We start from the raw sequence: 17,150 nt of genomic DNA, 5'->3' as shown, positions 1-17,150 counted from the left end.
GCTATTCTATATTTGTAAACAAACAACCTCATAACACAAACAATTATTGAGGTAGCACCCTGTTTGACATATTTAATAATTTACACTCAAAAAACTAAGAGTTTATACTCCACTCCATTCCTTATTAAGTAGATTATAGGTAAATGGAGATTTTACCCTATTTTAAGCAACCTAAAGGAGTTAAAACAGCCTAAGCATAAACAATACCTTTGCGTAATAAAAAACGCTTAGACGGATTCATTTCGATGGTTACGCATACATTGGATGACCAAAGCTTTTGCCACTGATCCCCAACTTTTGTACTTGATCCAACTTTTTGCGTAGCCCCCAACTTTTGACACTTCTCTTTTGTTACTGATTCCCATCTTCACTATCAAGAAATACTAAAATAAAAAAGCCGATACATTACTGTATCGGCTTTCTGGTGGTGCCTCCAGGAATCGAACCAGGGACACAAGGATTTTCAGTCCTTTGCTCTACCAACTGAGCTAAGGCACCAGTTGCTTTTAAATAAGAAATTTTAGTGGTGCCTCCAGGAATCGAACCAGGGACACAAGGATTTTCAGTCCTTTGCTCTACCAACTGAGCTAAGGCACCCAATTTCTTATGTTTACTAAAAGGTAATTTAGTGGTGCCTCCAGGAATCGAACCAGGGACACAAGGATTTTCAGTCCTTTGCTCTACCAACTGAGCTAAGGCACCTTTTTGCCTTTTAGTAATCGAGAATCTTGTTCTCTTAAGCGGTTGCAAATATAGAACAGATTTTATTACTTCCAAAACTTTTTATAAAAAAAATCATTCACTACCTTTGGCTTTTCTAAGAAAACTGAAATGATTTTAACCATCGACATTGGCAATACAAGAACCAAAATAGCTCACTTTGAAAACAATAGACTTGAAAACCTATTCACTTTTGAAGGTGAAAATTTTCTTGTTTTTTTTCAAAAAAAATTTACTCACCTACCAAAAAATACTCCGACAATACTATCATCAGTAGGAAAATTAGCAACAGGTGAATTAGATTGGCTTAGACAAAATACCAATTTAATGGTGATTAATCATCAATCTCCTTTGCCATTTATAAATAATTACACTACTCCAAACACATTAGGAATTGACAGGATTGTACTTTCTGCAGGAGCTTCTTTACTTTATCCAAATCAAGACAAGTTAGTCATTGACATAGGCACTTGCATTACATACGATTTTATTAATCACAAAAATGAATACACTGGGGGTGCAATATCTCCAGGTTTTTCACTTCGATATAAATCTCTAAACGATTACACAGCCAAACTTCCACTATTAAAGCTTGAAGATATAGATTATTTAATTGGCGACAGCACTAATAAAGCAATCCATTCAGGCGTTATTAATGGTATAGTTTCCGAAATAGATGGTATCATCAACCAATACAAAGAATTATACCCTTCTTTAACAATTATTTTAACAGGTGGTGACACACTTTTTTTGGCAAAAAGATTAAAAAATATAATATTTGCTAATTCAAACTTTTTATTAGAAAGTTTGAACGCCTTATATCAATACATAATTGAAAATGATAAAAAAAATTCTATTAGGCTTTAGCCTACTTCTTGGAACTGCAGCTATAGCTCAGCAAGGAACAGCTACTCCGTATTCATTCTACGGAATAGGAAATGTAAACTATAGTGGTACAAATGAGTATAGAGCTATGGGAGGTACTAGTGTTTATGCTGACAGTATCCACATTAACTTACAGAATCCTGCTTCTTATGGCAAATTAAAACACACTGCATTTTCAATTGGAGCAACAGCGAAGTTCTATGATTTTAAAGCAAATGGACAAACTGATGCAGTTAAAAGACAATCTGTCGATTATATTGCTATAGGATTACCAATTATTACTCAAAAATTAGGTGTGGTTTTCGGTTTACAACCTCAGTCAAATGTTGGTTATAAAATTACTGGTATTCACACAGACGAAAACAACAGAGTAACTACAAATTCATATAATGGTGACGGCGGTGTGAACAGAGTATTTGTTGGTGCTGGTTATGAAGTAATTCCTCACTTACACTTAGGTATTGATGCTGGTTACCACTTCGGAAATACAAGTAATGATATTGCTACTTGGATCAAGGACCGTGGAGATGGTATAGCATTAGCTACTCAGACAATCGAAAAGAGAAGAGTTGATTACAAAGGTTTTGCAATGAAACTATCAGCTCAATATGAAGGAAAGTTAAATGGGTATGATTGGCAAACAAATATTACCTACAGTCCAGAAACAAAATGGAATACTGATAACCTAACAAAGTTACAGACTTGGGATGTGTATAACCCAAATAGAATGATTGATCAGATTATCACAGTAGACTCTGATGAAAAAATTACTAATCCTCAACAATTAAGCTTAGGAGCAGGTATAGGTAAACAGTTCAAATGGTTTATTGGAGGTCAGTTTACTTATATTGAAAACAGCAAACTTGCTACAAGTACTAATGTATCCCCAATCTCAGCCTTTGAAAATACAAAAAGATATTCTATCGGAGGTTTTTACATTCCAAAACACAACTCTTTTACAAGTTACTTTAACAAAGTTGTATATAGAGCAGGTTTTAGATATGAAAATACTGGTTTAGTGCTAAATAATCAATCAATCAATGATTATGCCGTATCAGCTGGTGTTGGACTACCATTACCAGGTAGATCACTTACAAATCTAAATATCGGATTTGAATATGGATCGAGAGGAAAAGACAGTCATGGTTTAATCAAAGAAAACTACTTTAGCATAAATGTAGGGTTCTCATTAAATGACATTTGGTTTAAACGAAGAAGATTCGAATAGTAATATTGGATGGCTCAAATAATAAAAAATATAGTCACTACCGTATCCCTACTTGCGATAGTTTTTGCATTGACATCGTGTGAAGATAATTTCAAGAATATACAATCCCTAAACAGAACTTCTTTTTTCCCTGGAGGAGAAGGAGAGAATATCTATCTTCAATATGTAGATTCTGGAAGGGTAAAAGCTATATTGGTAAGTGACAAAATGTTAGATTACTCTAATGTAGCAAATCAGTTTACTGAATTTCCAGAAGGCGTTCATGTTACGTTTATTGACAAAAACGATCAAAAAACAACAGTAGTAGCTGACTATGCAATTAGCTATTCAAAGACTGAGCTAATAGACCTACAAGGAAATGTAGTCATTACTACTCAAGATGGTAAAAAACTTGAATCTGATCAATTATACTATGATCAAAAGAATGATTGGTTATATACGGAAGGCAAGTATAAGGCATCAACAGATAAAGACAACTTTACCACAGGAGTAGGAATAGATTTCGACAGTAAACTAAGCGTAATAAAAGCACAAAACAGTTATGCTGAAAGCATCAAACAAGAAAAATAAATGAAAGTATTAAGAATTATCCCCTATTTCTACCTTTTTATCGCTATATTGTTTGTCTACGACGTAGTAGATAAGTTCATTAAAGGCGAAGGTATCTTTTGGTTAGGTATTGCTATAGCAGCTGTAGCTGTTTTTATGTTCTTTTTTCGAAAAAAATCAGTTACGAGAATGGAAGGTTACGAACAAACTAAAAATAACAATACAAAAAGTACTACTAAGAAGTAGTACTTTTTACTTATAAATTATAAGTAAAAAGACGAAAATAAAATCAAAAAAAACAAAAAGGCGAAAAGTTTTATAAAATTCAAACTAATTAATTAAAAAAAAACAATCAATAATACTAAAATAATAAGAGTACCTCTTTTATTATTAATAAGATAATTGTATTTTCGCTCACTGAAAAAATTACACATAATAGAAAAGCATGGCAGTTTTATCAAAAATTAGACAAAGATCTGCGCTGTTAATTGCAGGAATTGGAATTGCATTATTAGCATTTATCGTTGGTGATGTGGTTAGAGGAACTGGTGCAGGAGCGCCACCTCGTAACGTAGGAAAAATTAATGGTCACGAAATTAATACAAGAGAGTTTTCTCAACGTGTCGCACAGTTAGAGCAACAACAACAGATTTCAAATAGCCAAGCTATCGAAACTATTTGGAACGAGCAAGTGAGTACTATCCTTCTAAATGAGGAGATAGAGAAACTTGGTTTGCGCATTGGGAAAGAGCAATTGGTAAACGTTGCCAAAAGTCACCCAGTATTTGCAAACAACCCAGAGTTTCTCGACGAAGCTGGACAATTCAACACTCAAAAATTTAACGAGTTTATCCTGTCTTTCAAAAGCGGTGGTCCAGAAATGTGGAATCAATGGCTTGCCTTTGAAAAAGATTTAGAAAGATTTGGTTTACAACAAATGTACTTTGCACTTATTCAAGGTGGTCTATATACAACAGACCTTGATGCTAAGTTTGCTTATAAAACAGATAATAGCAAAGTATCTTTCGATTATGTTACTATTGCATACTCTACAATTAACAACGAAGAAGCTTCTGTAAGTGATGCTGAGATATTGGACTATATGAAAAAACACGAAAACAGATTCAAATCTGAACCTACTCGTGTAATTGAATATGCTTTCGTTCCGAGCTTACCATCAAACAAAGATAAAGAAGAAGTTAAAGAGGTTATTGAAGGTTTCTTAAAACCAAGTATTCAATACAACGCTGAAACAAACAAAAATGATACAATTGCTGGATTTAGAACGGTAAAAAATGTTGAAGCATTTGTTATCGCTAATTCAGATTTACCATATGATTCACTTTATTATGCTAAAAAGGATTTGCCTTTAGAGTTCCAAGAAGAATTATTCAACCTTGAACCTAATAAAGTATTTGGTCCTTATATCTTAGGTGATTACTACTATTTAACAAGATTAGTAGATAAAAAACCTGGAGCTTCAGTTGATGCTGCTCATATCTTAATCACATATGAAGGAGCTCAAATGGCAAACACTACAAGAACAAAAGAAGCAGCTAAAGCAAAAGCTGAAGAAATCTTAGCTAAAGTACAAGCAGATTCATCTTCATTTGCAACTCTTGCAGCATTAGAGTCAGAGGATACTGGATCAAAAGCAAAAGGTGGTAAATACGAAGGTATTTCAAAAGGTACAATGGTTAAAGGTTTTGAAGATTTCATCTTTAATAACCCTACAGGTAAAATGGGAATTGCTGAAACTGAATATGGTTTCCACGTAATTCAGGTGTTGGACAAAAAAGAAGGAGTGAAATTAGCAAATATTGCTAGAAAAATTGAAGTATCTGATGCTACTGCTGATGAAGTATTCAGCAAAGCCACATCATTAGAACAAGCTGCTGCTACGGGTGATTTTATCGCTAAAGCAAAAGAAATGAACTTAGATACACAAACAAAAGTAACTTTACATCCTTTCCAAGATCAATTACCTGGTATAGGTCAACAACGTGCTATTGGAACTTGGGCTTTCAACAAAAACACAAAAGAAGGAGATATCAAGCGTTTTGATAATGCTGATGGTCATATCATTGCCAAAGTTACTACAACTAACAACACAGGTTTAGCTTCTGTTTCTGAAGCGAGATTGGCTGTAGAACCTATCTTAATGAACGAGAAAAAAGCTAAAATCATTAGAGCTAAAATGACAGGAGCTACTTTAGAAGAAGTATCTAAAAGTTCAAATGCATCTATAGCTTCTACAACTGATGTAACGATTAAAGCACCTTTAATTCCTATGTCAGGTTATGAACCACAAGTTGTTGGAACTGCTTTTGCTACTGAAGTAAATACAAACTCTAAACTTATCGATGGAGCACGTGGAGTATACATGATTAAAACGACAAGTGTTACTAATGCACCAGACATCAATGTTAATTCGTATAAGTCAAGAATAGAATATACTGATCGTAGTCAAGTTCAAGGTAGAACAATGAATGTACTTAAAGACAGAGCTAAGATTGAAGATAACAGAATCGCTGTTTACCAATAATCTTAAAAACATATATCCATAAAAAGGTCATCTGATTTTCAGATGACCTTTTTTTATAGCATTACATCAAAGTAATAAAAATAGCTTATTTTTGTTCTTCAAATTAAAAACTAAACTTATGAAGGCATATGTATTTCCTGGACAAGGAGCTCAATTTACAGGAATGGGTAAAGATTTATACGAAAACTCAGACCTTGCAAAAGAAATGTTTGAGAAAGCGAATGAAATCCTTGGTTTCAGAATTACAGATATCATGTTTGAAGGAACTGCAGACCAATTAAAAGAAACAAAAGTAACTCAACCAGCAGTATTCTTACATTCTGTTATTTTAGCTAAAACAATAGGGGATTTTAAACCAGAGATGGTAGCTGGTCACTCTTTAGGAGAATTTTCAGCATTAGTTGCAAATGGTACATTAGCTTTTGAAGATGCTTTAAAATTAGTTTCACAGCGTGCTATGGCAATGCAAAAAGCATGTGAGATAAAACCGTCAACTATGGCTGCTGTTTTAGGTCTTGAAGATGCAATCGTTGAACAAGTATGCAACCAAATTGACGGAGTTGTTGTAGCAGCAAACTACAATTGTCCAGGCCAATTAGTGATTTCTGGTGAAACATCAGCTGTAGAGAAAGCTTGTGAAGCACTAAAAGAAGCTGGGGCAAAAAGAGCATTACTATTACCTGTTGGAGGAGCATTCCACTCACCTATGATGGAGCCTGCAAGAGAAGAATTAGCAGCAGCTATCGAAGCTACTACTTTCAATCAGCCAATTTGCCCAGTATACCAAAATGTTACTGCAAGTGCTGTAAGCAACCCTGAAGAGATTAAAAAGAACTTAATCGTTCAATTAACAGCACCTGTAAGATGGACACAATCTGTACAACAAATGATTGCTGATGGAGCTACATCTTTTACTGAAGTAGGCCCAGGAAAAGTATTAGTGGGATTAATCAAAAAAATCGACAAAGATGCAGACACACACTCTGCATAACTTACTAAAAACAATAATATAAATCAATCCTTGGCTTTAGGCCAAGGATTTTCTATTTCATTAAATTTTGGAAAAACTCTCTTTACAAGAATGGATACTAATCCTAACACTTGTTAGCTTAACTGCATTAGGTCCATTAGCTATCGATATGTATTTACCTGCATTCCCAAAGATTGCAAATGATTTAAGTACCGAAATAAATAGAGTACAGATATCACTATCCACCTTTTTAGGAGGGTTAGCTATTGGTCAACTCTTTTGGGGACCAATTTCTGATAAGTACGGTAGTAAAAGACCTATTCAAATCTCCTTATCAATTTTTATCATCTCCTCTTTAGCTTGTATCTATGTTCAAGAAATAGAGATGATGTGGATTTATCGATTCTTGCAAGCATTTGGCAGTAGTGGAGGTGTTGTAATTGCAAGAGCAATAGTGAATAAGCGATTTGATAAAGATCAAACTCTAAAAATATTCAGTATTCTTGCTTTAATTGGAGGAATAGCTCCCATTATTGCACCTGTATTAGGTAATGTAATACTAAAGTACTTTGATTGGCAACATGTCTTTACAGCAATGGCACTTTTTGCTACATTAAGTATCTTTATGACTTCTTCCTTTCTAAGGGAAGATAGTACACAGCGAGTACCTTCTTTAAAGGTTAAATCAATCTTGAAAAACTATGGAAGGTTGTTTGAAAACAAAACTTTCATAACCTACACCATTATTGGCAGTATAGCCTATAGTTGCTTAATGCTATACATTTCCAATTCACCTGTTTTGGTAATGGAATCTGGTGGGCTGAGCAGTACCACTTTTAGCTTTATTTTTATGATTAATTCTTGCGGTTTGATGCTTGGATCATTCTTAACCTCCTCTATTTTGAGAAAGAGATTAGACCCCAAGGACATTATAAGACTTGGTACCAGTATACAGATTATCTCTGCAGGGCTGTTGTGGTTATTTATAGAAATAAATGTTAGCATCTATATTCAACTAATTCCTCTATTCACTTTTGTTCTGCCATTAGGAATGATTTTCCCAACGACAACTACTTTAGCATTGGCACCATTCAAATTAGAATCTGGGACAGCATCTGCGCTCTTTGGAGCATCTCAATTAGCTTTTACATTTCTAACATCATTGCTTTTAAACAGTTTAAATGACGGAGCGATGAACATAGTTGCAATATCGCTAATGTTATGCGGATTAGTTTCATTTACAGTCAATCAAATTACTTACCCAAAAAATGAAAGAAAGCTCGCAAATAACAATAAATAAAAAAAGACTACCAGTAAAATGGTAGTCTTTTCAATTTAAAATCATTTAAAACCTTATCCTAAGAAAGCTTTTATTTCGTCTGTTATGAATTTTATTTGATCTTCCTCAAGTTCAGAGTGCATAGGTAAAGAAAGTACTTCTTTCACCAATTGATTAGTAACAGGGAAGTCAGCTTCATTATAACGTGGGTCTAAATAAGCTTTCTGACTGTGTAATGGTATTGGATAGTAAATAGCACAAGGAATATCTTTAGACTGCAAATGAGCCATCAAGGCATTTCTATCAGCATTTACAATGCGTAGTGTATATTGATGAAACACATGAGCATCTTCTCCTCCATCAACTTTAGGAGTAATCACATTTGGATGATTAGCTAAAGCGGCAGAATATTGTTGAGCAGCTTTACGTCTTGCTGCATTATATGTATCTAATTTTGGCAATTTAGCATTTAATACTGCTGCTTGCATACTATCTAATCGAGAGTTTACTCCAATTACATCATGGTGATAGCGTTCGTACATTCCGTGATTAACTATTCCTCTCAATACGTGAGCTAATTCATCATCATTTGTGAAAATAGCACCACCATCCCCATAACATCCTAAGTTCTTAGATGGGAAAAATGACGTAGCACCTACATGTCCAATTGTACCAGTTTTAGCTTGTGTACCATCGCTATAAGTATAAGTAGCTCCAATTCCTTGAGCATTGTCCTCAATTACATACAAATTATGCTCTTTAGCTACCTTCATGATTTCCTCCATATTAGCTACCTGTCCAAATAAATGAACGGGAACAATTGCTTTTGTTTTTGGAGTAATTGCTTTCTTTAAAGCATCAATTGATATATTAAATGTCTCTGGACAAACATCCACAAGCACAGGTGTCAATTGTAGTAAACCAATCACTTCTACTGTAGCTGCAAATGTAAAATCTGCTGTTATCACCTCATCTCCAGGTTTTAAACCTAAGCCCATCATAGCGATTTGTAAAGCATCTGTACCATTTGCACAAGGAATCACGTGTTTTACACCTAAGTATTTCTCTAAACTTGCTTGAAAAGAGTGTACTTGAGGTCCGTTTATAAATGCTGAAGATTCTAAAATCTCTTGTAAAGATTTATTTACTTCCTCTTTAATTCCTTCATATTGACTTTTCAAGTCAACCATTTGAATTTTTTTCATCCTAATATTCTTTAGTATCTTATATTCTTTATCAATGCGCAACAATTATACAGCAATGATTTAGAAGACTTATTCCAGATATATTTGCACTTACAAAAGTAATAAATTCTTATGTTCGAAGTCCAATCTTTCTCAAAAGAAACGTAATTTCGCTACATAAAGATATTTCTATGTTTTATTTATACAATTTACTGACCTATTGCGCTATTTTTATCTTGCATATTGTAGCTCTATTCAACAAAAAGATAAAACTCTTTGTACAGGGTAGAAAAACATCTTTTATCACATTGAAGGACAAAATTGGAAAAAATGATAAAGTATTTTGGATACACGTTGCCTCATTAGGAGAATATGAACAGGGATTACCTGTCATGGAGAAATTAAAGATAGCGTATCCTGATTACAAGATTGTATTAACTTTCTTTTCTCCATCCGGTTTTGAAGTAAAGAAAAACAATACTATTGCAGATGTTACAGTCTATTTGCCTATGGATACTATCCACAACACAACAAAGTTCTTAGATATTACACATCCAGAAAAGGCCTTTTTTGTAAAGTACGAGTATTGGCCAAACTACTTACATCAACTACACAAAAGAAATATTAATACTTACCTCATCTCGGGAATATTTAGACAAGATCAAGTGTTTTTTAAGTGGTATGGAGGGTTCTATCGCAAAGCTCTTAAAGCATTCACTTATTTCTTTGTTCAAAATAGCACTTCGCAACGTCTACTTAATCAATTGCATTTCCAAAACATCGAAATCGTTGGGGATACGAGATTTGACAGAGTTTCACAAATCTTAGACAATTGCAATACTCTCGATTTCTTAGATCAGTTTACCAATGACAAGAACAGTAAAACTGTGGTAGTGGGAAGTTCTTGGCCAGAAGACGAAAAACTCATTTGCGATTATATTAATAATAACGAAGATCCAAATACAAAATTCATATTTGCACCTCATAATATCAAACAAGAGCAAATCAATAATCTCATAAAATCCATTAACAAACCACTTGTTTTACACTCTGAGCACAAAGGTAAAATACTCAGTCAGTACACCGTCTATATAATTGATGCCTATAGTCTGCTTACTAAAGCATACAGCTATGCAGATATTGCCTATGTTGGTGGAGGTTTTGGAGCGGGGATACACAATATATTAGAAGCTGCTACCTTTGGAGTGCCAGTTGTTATAGGTCCAAAATACAATAAGTTTCAAGAAGCAAAAGATTTGATAGCTTTAGGGGGATGCAAGGTCATTCACAATCAGAACGAACTAAATAATACATTTAACGATCTGCTACAAGATGAAGATCAAAGAGCTAAAATTGGTCAAATATCCAGTCAATTTATTCTAAAAAATAAAAATGCCACGGATAAAATACTACAACATATCCTATAATTAAAAAGGTAAACAGATTGAATCTGTTTACCTTTTTTATATGAATTAATAATTATACTGTAACTGAAGACCTCCTTTATTTAGAAGTCAACACGATCGGGATGCAATCCCGAACCACCAATATAGGACATTTTATCAATTAACACAACATCTTTGCTGTCAATTTCAAAATGATACAAATCTAAATTCTCTTTTATTCGATGAGAAGTAACTGATTTTGGCAAAGGTAAATGCCCTTTTTGTAATATCCATCGCAAACATAATTGCGGAACAGTTACATGGTACTTTAAAGCAAGTGACTGCAATAATTCACTATCCAAAACATTCCCTCTACCGATTGGGCTCCATGCTTCAATGAGTATACCGCTTTTTGCACAAAAAGAAACAACCTCTTCTTGCATAAAACCGGGATGAAACTCTATTTGATTGACCATCGGCTTTATCTCTGCTACATCAAGCAGAGCTTGCAAGTGATGTTCATGAAAATTACATACACCGATAGCGCGAACTTTACCCTCTTTGTAAAGCTTCTCAAGTGCTCTCCAAGTATCAGCATTAACTTCTTTCCAATCTGCAAACTGATTACTCGATGCTGGCCAATGAATTAAATATAAATCGATATACGCTAATTGTAAATTATCCAATGAATGCTGAAAAGCTTTTAATGTACGATCGTATCCCCTATGCTCATTCCATAACTTTGTCGTTACAAAAATTTCTTCGCGCTTGACATTCGATAATTGAATGGCCTTACCGATACTAACTTCGTTCTTATAGAAATATGCTGTATCAATATGTCTATATCCTACTTCTAAGGCTTGTAGAACAGCATTTACTGCTTGTTCTCCTTCAGCCGCTTTCCAAGTTCCAAATCCTACAGAAGGAATTTTGACTCCATTACTTAATGTATATGTATCCATTTTAGTTTGCGATTTATATTAGTGATAGCAACGTGCGCTAACCTTTCATTCAAAAATAACCTATACAGCTCAAAATCCAAACACTTGCAGGTAATAATTACCTGAACATTTCAAAAACAGAAGATACATTGACTATGCATTTCTATCTCTACTATTAATAATTTCACATCGTAAACAGTTAAATTCAAACGTCATTATAGAGTAACTCTCCCTCTACTCGATGATCAGTAATGACAAATTACGTCATTACCAATCACTGTTATATAGTATAATCGCACTTAGGTTATATGACAGAACACCTGTTATAAACATGCTTTATGCGATTTTCAATTTTAGCTTTCTCTTGTAAAATTGTATCTTGCCAGCAAATTCAATTCTAACGAATACTTTTATGAATCAAAAAATTAAACATTTATTCAAGGCACTTGTTGTTCTTGTTGCTATGCCTATCTATGCGCAACAAGGCGGAATGTGGGTTCCTTCCCTTCTAAAAGGAATGAACGAAACAGAAATGCAAAGCCTAGGTATGAAAATGTCAGTTCAAGACATTTACGATGTAAACAACTCAAGTATGAAAGATGCGGTTCCGCATTTTAATGGAGGATGTTCTTCTGAAGTAATATCTCCACAAGGGTTGCTACTTACAAATCACCACTGTGGTTACAGTCAAATTCAAGCGCATTCATCAGTAGAAAATGACTACTTAGCAAATGGATTCTGGGCTAAAACAAAAGCAGATGAACTTCCTAATGATAACTTAGTTGTTACTTTCATGGTACGCATCGAAGATGTGACAAAACAAGTATTAGCAGGAGTAAAAGACAAAGACTCTGAAGTAGTCAAAAAAGAGAAAATCAATAAAAACATTGCTAAGACAATTGCAAACTTTCCAAAAGAAGAATGGCAAGAGAATAAAATCAAATCATTCTTCGAAGGGAATCAATATATTCTATTTGTAACTGAGACATTCAAAGACGTGCGTTTAGTTGGAGCTCCACCATCATCAATTGGTAAATTTGGTTCAGATACTGACAACTGGGTTTGGCCTAGACACACAGGAGATTTCTCTCTTTTCCGTATTTATGCAGACAAAAATAACAGACCTGCAGAATACTCTAAAGACAACGTACCATATACACCTAAGTACTACTTCCCTATCTCATTAGATGGTATATCAAATGGCGATTTTACTATGGTTTTTGGTTATCCTGGAAGAACTCAAGAGTATTTGCCTTCGTATGCTGTTGAACAAATTGTAAATGATCTAAATCCTGTGAGAATTGGAATTAGAGATACGGCACTTAAAATTACTGATGAATTTATGCGTGCTAATCAAGCGATAAAGATTCAATATGCCTCTAAGTATGCAAGTACAGCTAACTACTGGAAAAAGTGGATTGGAGAAAGCTTAGGTTTAAACAAAACAAATGCTGTTGCTGCTAAACAAGCATTCGAAAAGGATTTTATAGAAAGAGCTAATAAAAATAAAAAGACGAAAGAGTACGCAAATATTTTACCTCAATTCGAAAAGCTTTACAAAGAAATAACTCCTTATGCGGTAAGTAAAGATTACTACACTGAAGTAGCGCTGCGAAATGCAGAATTACTATCGGCTGCATGGAAAGTTTACGCTATTGAAAGCTCTTTGAATAACACACAAGCTTTCGAAAATAAAAAGAATGCTATCGTTAAAGGACAAGAGCGTTTTTATAAAAATTACAGCAAAGTTGTAGATGAAAAAGTATTTGAAGCTATTGTAGGAAAATACGCGAAAGAAGCACCTCAAGAGTTCTTGCCAGAAATTCTTAAGAACATTGACATTGCATCAACTACTAAAAAAATATACAGTACGAGTAAATTGACATCATATGAAGGATTACAACAATTACTTCAAGGTGACAGCAAGCAAGTTTTAGAAAATCTGAATAACGATGCTGGCTATGTTTTTGCGAAAGAGATCTTCCAAAACTACCAACAAAACATTCTTCCTAAATATGAAGAATTAGACAGAGAAATAAACGCTTTGCAACGTACCTTCATGAAAGCTCAATTAGAGTTATATCCAGATGCACGCATTTTCCCAGATGCAAACAGTACTTTAAGAGTTACTTATGGTAAAGTGGATGGTTACTTCCCGAAAGACGCTACATACTACGAACCAGTAACACATTTAGAAGGAATTATGGAAAAATATGTTCCTGGTGACTACGAATTTGATGTTCCTCAAAAATTAGTAGAGTTATATAATTCGAAAGATTATGGTCAATATGCAGACAACGGAAAATTACCTGTTAATTTCATCGCGACTAACCACACAACTGGAGGTAATTCAGGTAGTCCGGCAGTGGATGCATACGGTAATTTAATCGGTTTAAATTTCGACCGTGTATGGGAAGGAACGATGAGTGATATTTACTATGACCCTTCTATCTGTCGTAACATTATGGTGGATGCCAGATACATTTTATTCATCATCGATAAGTTTGCAGATGCAAAACATTTAATAGACGAGATGAAACTGGTTCACCCTAAGAAGAACAACTAACCAAATACTTGATTTACAATATTTTAATTGCAAAAAAAAACATAAAAAAAAAGTTTGCAAAAAAAATAATGGAATCAAAAAAGTTATATATTTGTCTCGAATTAATAATTAACTTTTATATTTAATTTAAGATGAAAAAAATCGCATTAAGCATTGCTTTAGTAGCTATGATGGGAGTATCTTTTGTATCTTGTAAAGAAACTGCAAAAGAAGCAACTCAAGAAGAAACAACTGTTGAAACTACAACTGAAGAAGCTCCAGCTACAACTGAAGAGGCTCCAGCTACAACTGAAGAAACTGTTGTTGAAACTGAAGCTACTACAGAAGAAGCTCCAGCTACTACAGAAGAAGCTCCAGCTACAGAAGAAGCTGCTAAATAATTTTAGCAAAACTATTCATAAAAAGAAAACCTCGCAAGGCGAGGTTTTCTTATTTATATTACTTTCTATTCTACATATTTAAAAGTTCTTCTAACAATTTTCTCTCATTAGACAATCTTGGAACTTTATGTTGACCTCCCAGCTTATCGTTGTTTTTTAACCAGTCGTAGAACAAATTCTTTCTTGCATTGTGAAACACCAATGGATTCAATGTCATATTATTAGCTCTTTTAGCTTCATAATCAGAATTTAATGCTTGTAAGTTTTTATCTAATACTTCACTAAAAAGTCTCATATCCGAAGGTTCTTTAGTAAACTCGACTAACCACTCGTGAGCTCCTTTATCTGTTCCATTCATAAAAATTGGTGCAACTGTATATTCAGCTACCTCAGCGTTAAACTCATTACATGTCTTAGCCAGTGCTCTATCCGTATTTTCAATCATTAACTCCTCTCCAAAAACGTTGATATAGTGCTTAGTTCTTCCAGTGATCTTAATGCGATAAGGTAGTAAACTTGTAAATCGAACAGTATCTCCAATCAAATAACGTACTAAACCAGCATTGGTTGTAATAACTATAGCATAATTCTTGTCCTTTTCAACTTCGGATAACGGAATAATCTTTTGATTTGACGTCCCATAGGTATCCATAGGTATAAATTCATAGAAAATGCCATAATCAAGCATCAAAAGCAACTCATTACAATCGTTCTGATCTTGAATAGCAAAGAACCCTTCTGACGCATTATAGATCTCGTAATACCTAAAGTCTTTTCTTGGCAATAACTTCTTATATTGATCCTTATACGGTTCAAAACTAACTCCCCCATGAAAGTAAACTTCTGCATTAGGCCATAGCTCGTGTAAATCGTGCTTACCTGTTTCCTCAATAATGCGATTAAACAATACCAGCATCCAAGATGGAACACCTGCAAAACTTGTTACATTCTCATTTCTAACCTCTTTGATAATCGCATTCATCTTACTTTCCCACTCAGACATCAAGGAAGTCTTATTACTTGGCGTACTGCTAAACTCTGCCCAAAAAGGCATATTGTCAATCAGAATAGCCGAAAGATCACCAAAAAAAGTATTATTATCTTCATACAACTGCTTACTTCCACCTAATCTCAAACTTTTTCCGGTAAAGAGTTGGGAATTTTCATTGTTATTTAAGTACAAGCACAATAGATCTTTTGCTGCTTTGTAATGACAATTCTCTAAAGCTTCATTGCTAACAGGAATAAACTTGCTCTTGGCATTAGTGGTTCCGCTTGACTTTGCAAACCAACGAATCTGCTCTGGCCAAAATATATTGCTTTCACCTTTTCGCGCACGCTCTATATAAGGTTCAAATTCCTCATACTTGAATAAAGGTACTCTTTCAGAAAAAGTCTTATAGTTAGATATACTTTCATATCCAAACTCTTTACCCAATAAAGTTTTTTCATTTGTTTTAATCAAACTTAAAAACAAATCATTTTGAACTTCATTAGGGTATTTTCTAAACAAATCTATTTGATGAATTCGCTTCTTGAGAATCCATGATGCTATAGAATTAATAATTGTAAAAGCCATATAGTGTCAAATAATCAGTCTAATTTACTTTTAAATAAAAAAGCAAATAATTTTAGTAGTAAATGTTTTTTGTATTTTTACTGCCTTACCAAAAATAACAATTTTATTTATGCAATACGAAGGAGTTTTAAACAAAATGCAGACGGAATTTAACAATCCTATTGAATACTATTTAGTCTTTAAAAATAACTTTTTAAATATCAATCAAATATTAGACAGAACAATTCAAATCGAATTTGTCGGATATGAATGTTTGAACTGTGGAGAGCACAAAAAGATATTTCGACAAGGATTTTGCTATGATTGCTTTTATAAAAGTGCTGAAGTTGGTGATTGGATTATGAGACCAGAACTAAGTACAGCACATTTAGGGATTGAAGACCGCGACTTAGCTTATGAATCAAAAGTTCAATTACAACCTCATATAGTATACCTTGCACTATCCAGTGATGTAAAAGTAGGCGTTACTCGTAAAACTCAAGTTCCTACCAGATGGATAGACCAGGGAGCATCCAAAGCAATAGAGATTGTAGAGGTGCCAAACCGATATTTAGCAGGAATCACTGAAGTAGCTCTAAAAGATACCTTTACAGACAAAACTAATTGGAGAAAAATGCTTCAAAACGAAATAGCTACAGAAGATTTATTTGCAATAAGAGAATCTCTCTTAGACAAGCTACCAGAAGAAGTTAAATCTTATTTTGACACAACATCGAACAGATTATTAGACCTCAACTATCCTGTCTTGCAATATCCAACAAAAATTAAAAGTCTCAATTTAGAAAAAACGCCTTCTTTTGAAGGGAAACTAAAAGGAGTAAAAGGTCAATATTTAATATTTGAAGATGGAACCGTATTTAATATTCGTACCTATGAAGGCTTTGTAGTCAATATAAATATTCAATAATACGAAAAACAAAAAAGAGAGCTCTTTCTAAA

Annotated in this window: 14 protein-coding genes and 3 tRNA genes; 11 read left to right on the top strand and 6 right to left on the bottom strand. The window is 33.9% G+C overall.

Annotated elements, in window-relative coordinates; genetic code table 11:
* Window positions 1–422: 422 nt before the first annotated feature.
* From NWE55_RS10095 to NWE55_RS10085, 3 genes are all read right to left on the bottom strand, one after another.
* Window positions 423–498, bottom strand: a tRNA-Phe gene (locus NWE55_RS10095).
* A 26-nt stretch (window positions 499–524) separates the two neighbouring features.
* Window positions 525–597: transfer RNA gene (locus NWE55_RS10090), tRNA-Phe, on the bottom strand.
* Window positions 598–629: 32 nt separating this feature from the next.
* Window positions 630–702 (bottom strand) — tRNA-Phe (locus NWE55_RS10085).
* Window positions 703–831: 129 nt separating this feature from the next.
* On the opposite strand from NWE55_RS10085, the gene NWE55_RS10080 reads away from it, so the two are divergent.
* From NWE55_RS10080 to NWE55_RS10050, 7 genes are all read left to right on the top strand, one after another.
* Window positions 832–1,587, top strand: coding sequence for a type III pantothenate kinase (locus NWE55_RS10080; protein ID WP_155091149.1), 756 nt, complete (start codon window positions 832–834; stop codon window positions 1,585–1,587).
* Entirely contained in the window at window positions 1,559–2,833 is a 1,275-nt protein-coding gene (gene bamG / locus NWE55_RS10075) for a BamG family beta-barrel-assembly machinery protein (RefSeq protein WP_155091150.1), read from the top strand. The genes NWE55_RS10080 and bamG overlap by 29 nt, the downstream gene beginning before the upstream one ends.
* A gap of 9 nt (window positions 2,834–2,842) precedes the next feature.
* The gene (lptC, locus tag NWE55_RS10070; protein WP_155091151.1) at window positions 2,843–3,403 is read left to right on the top strand and encodes an LPS export ABC transporter periplasmic protein LptC; all 561 of its coding nucleotides are present in this window, start codon (window positions 2,843–2,845) and stop codon (window positions 3,401–3,403) included.
* Window positions 3,404–3,628, top strand: a complete 225-nt coding sequence (locus NWE55_RS10065; RefSeq protein WP_155091152.1) for a hypothetical protein — start codon at window positions 3,404–3,406, stop codon at window positions 3,626–3,628.
* A gap of 199 nt (window positions 3,629–3,827) precedes the next feature.
* On the top strand, window positions 3,828–5,927 hold the full coding sequence (locus NWE55_RS10060; RefSeq protein ID WP_155091153.1) for a peptidylprolyl isomerase: 2,100 nt from the start codon (window positions 3,828–3,830) through the stop codon (window positions 5,925–5,927).
* A 118-nt stretch (window positions 5,928–6,045) separates the two neighbouring features.
* Window positions 6,046–6,918 carry an ACP S-malonyltransferase gene (gene fabD / locus NWE55_RS10055; protein WP_155091154.1) on the top strand — a complete coding sequence of 291 codons (873 nt, stop codon included), beginning with the start codon at window positions 6,046–6,048 and terminating at the stop codon, window positions 6,916–6,918.
* A 67-nt stretch (window positions 6,919–6,985) separates the two neighbouring features.
* Window positions 6,986–8,197, top strand: a complete 1,212-nt coding sequence (locus tag NWE55_RS10050; RefSeq protein ID WP_155091155.1) for a multidrug effflux MFS transporter — start codon at window positions 6,986–6,988, stop codon at window positions 8,195–8,197.
* Between the two features lie 53 nt (window positions 8,198–8,250).
* Here the strand turns inward: NWE55_RS10050 and NWE55_RS10045 are convergent, their stop codons facing one another.
* The gene (locus NWE55_RS10045) at window positions 8,251–9,381 is read right to left on the bottom strand and encodes a DegT/DnrJ/EryC1/StrS family aminotransferase (RefSeq protein WP_155091156.1); all 1,131 of its coding nucleotides are present in this window, start codon (window positions 9,379–9,381) and stop codon (window positions 8,251–8,253) included.
* A gap of 170 nt (window positions 9,382–9,551) precedes the next feature.
* On the opposite strand from NWE55_RS10045, the gene NWE55_RS10040 reads away from it, so the two are divergent.
* The gene (locus tag NWE55_RS10040; protein WP_155091157.1) at window positions 9,552–10,787 is read left to right on the top strand and encodes a 3-deoxy-D-manno-octulosonic acid transferase; all 1,236 of its coding nucleotides are present in this window, start codon (window positions 9,552–9,554) and stop codon (window positions 10,785–10,787) included.
* 80 nt (window positions 10,788–10,867) lie between these two features.
* Here the strand turns inward: NWE55_RS10040 and NWE55_RS10035 are convergent, their stop codons facing one another.
* Window positions 10,868–11,707, bottom strand: a complete 840-nt coding sequence (locus tag NWE55_RS10035) for an aldo/keto reductase (protein ID WP_155091158.1) — start codon at window positions 11,705–11,707, stop codon at window positions 10,868–10,870.
* 391 nt (window positions 11,708–12,098) lie between these two features.
* On the opposite strand from NWE55_RS10035, the gene NWE55_RS10030 reads away from it, so the two are divergent.
* Together NWE55_RS10030 and NWE55_RS10025 are read left to right on the top strand one after the other, a co-directional pair.
* Complete coding sequence (locus NWE55_RS10030; protein WP_155091159.1) at window positions 12,099–14,252, top strand: S46 family peptidase; 2,154 nt, start codon at window positions 12,099–12,101, stop codon at window positions 14,250–14,252.
* 131 nt (window positions 14,253–14,383) lie between these two features.
* Window positions 14,384–14,632 carry a hypothetical protein gene (locus tag NWE55_RS10025; RefSeq protein WP_155091160.1) on the top strand — a complete coding sequence of 83 codons (249 nt, stop codon included), beginning with the start codon at window positions 14,384–14,386 and terminating at the stop codon, window positions 14,630–14,632.
* A gap of 70 nt (window positions 14,633–14,702) precedes the next feature.
* On the opposite strand, the gene NWE55_RS10020 is transcribed toward NWE55_RS10025, so the two are convergent.
* A complete protein-coding gene (locus tag NWE55_RS10020; RefSeq protein WP_155091161.1) occupies window positions 14,703–16,211 on the bottom strand; it encodes a GH3 auxin-responsive promoter family protein in 1,509 nt (502 codons plus the stop codon).
* Between the two features lie 109 nt (window positions 16,212–16,320).
* On the opposite strand from NWE55_RS10020, the gene NWE55_RS10015 reads away from it, so the two are divergent.
* Window positions 16,321–17,118, top strand: a complete 798-nt coding sequence (locus NWE55_RS10015; RefSeq protein WP_155091162.1) for a DUF2797 domain-containing protein — start codon at window positions 16,321–16,323, stop codon at window positions 17,116–17,118.
* Window positions 17,119–17,150 lie beyond the last annotated feature (32 nt).

The sequence above is a fragment of the Myroides albus genome (genome assembly GCF_024722315.1).
In the GTDB taxonomy this organism is placed as follows: Bacteria; Bacteroidota; Bacteroidia; order Flavobacteriales; family Flavobacteriaceae; genus Flavobacterium; species Flavobacterium album_A.
Note: the sequence above shows the minus strand (reverse complement) of the source record. Positions and strands in the feature narration are given on the sequence as shown.